Below are 1,150 nucleotides of genomic sequence, written 5' to 3'. Positions count from 1 at the left end.
TGGCTCAGCACCCGGCAACTCGGTGGAAGAAGACCCTGCCCGTTCTTTCCGATCGAAATGTTGGAATTGATGTCCTCAATCAAAATTGCATTGGCTTCTTCAAGAAGCATTTTCTTCATTCCAGCCGTTTCTTTGATTCTTTCCGCAAGGTTTGTCATCCTGGTGATCGCCCAGAAAAGATTGACGGCCGTCGGCCTCGTGGAGGCAAGACGAACTGCGGCCTTCCTGACAAGGTCGATTCCCTCACTTGAAGCAAGGACAAGACCATAGGCCGCCGCTATTCCGATCGCGGGAGCCCCCCGGACCGTCAGGTTCTCGATGCACTCCGCGACCTGGTGATAATTGCAGCACGTCACATACCGGACCACGGAGGGCAATGTTCTCTGGTCAAGAAGCAACAGGCTCTCTCCTGAAGGATCCCATTTGAGAGTTTCGGGGACCATGATGACTTACCCCCTTGCGAAGATCAATCCGGATAGATTTCAGCGACTTTGGTAATGATACGGCCATCTTTGAATCTGACGTTCAGGCCGTCCCCCGGAGACACTTCCGATACGCTGGACACAAGGCCGCCGTCAGGTGTGGAACAGGAGGTAAAACCCCTTGAAAGAACCTTGAGCGGGGAGAGTGCATCCAGGGAGGACGCAGCGTTTTCAAGCGAAGAAAATGAGAGGGTTACTCCCCTTTTGACGGCATTGACCATTCTGTCTCCAAGCCGTACAAGCATGCCCTCTGCGGGTATTATGGCGGAACGCTCGACTGCCCTTGCCAGGCAGGTTCGATTATTCTGCAAAGAGGAGCTGAATTCCATTACCGACGCGAATACTATTCGAGCCATTTTGTCCCCGGCGGCTCTCAGTTCACGGATTATTTCAATGCGGCTCGGGAAAAGGGCCTCCGCTGCGGCGGAGGGTGTCGGAGCATCCATGTCGGCGGCAAGATCGGCAAGGGTTCTGTCGACCTGGTGACCAAGACCCGTGATAACGGGTACTGGACATCCCCTTATCGCCCTGACGACTTCCTCCTCGTCGAATGGGTTGAGGTCTTCACGGCTGCCTCCCCCTCGAACCAGCATCACGGCCTCGACCCCGGGAATTCCCCCCCCCCTTGCAAGCCCCCGGACGATATCCCCGGCGGAGCCGGCTCCCTG

General features: G+C 56.1%; 2 protein-coding genes. Both read right to left on the bottom strand.

Going from position 1 to position 1,150, the window contains the following annotated elements:
- The coding region (locus Q7U95_RS04685; RefSeq protein WP_308752275.1) for a hypothetical protein at positions 1–356 on the bottom strand (356 nt) is incomplete at its 3' end.
- Between the two features lie 110 nt (positions 357–466).
- Positions 467–1,150 (bottom strand): exodeoxyribonuclease VII large subunit (xseA, locus tag Q7U95_RS04680; RefSeq protein WP_308752273.1); only part of this gene is annotated, 684 nt, incomplete at its 5' end.

This window comes from Candidatus Oleimmundimicrobium sp., assembly GCF_030651595.1.
Taxonomy (GTDB): Bacteria; Actinomycetota; Aquicultoria; order UBA3085; family Oleimmundimicrobiaceae; genus JAUSCH01.
The sequence above is the reverse complement of the archived record's forward strand: the minus strand, read 5'-3'. Positions and strand labels throughout refer to the sequence as shown.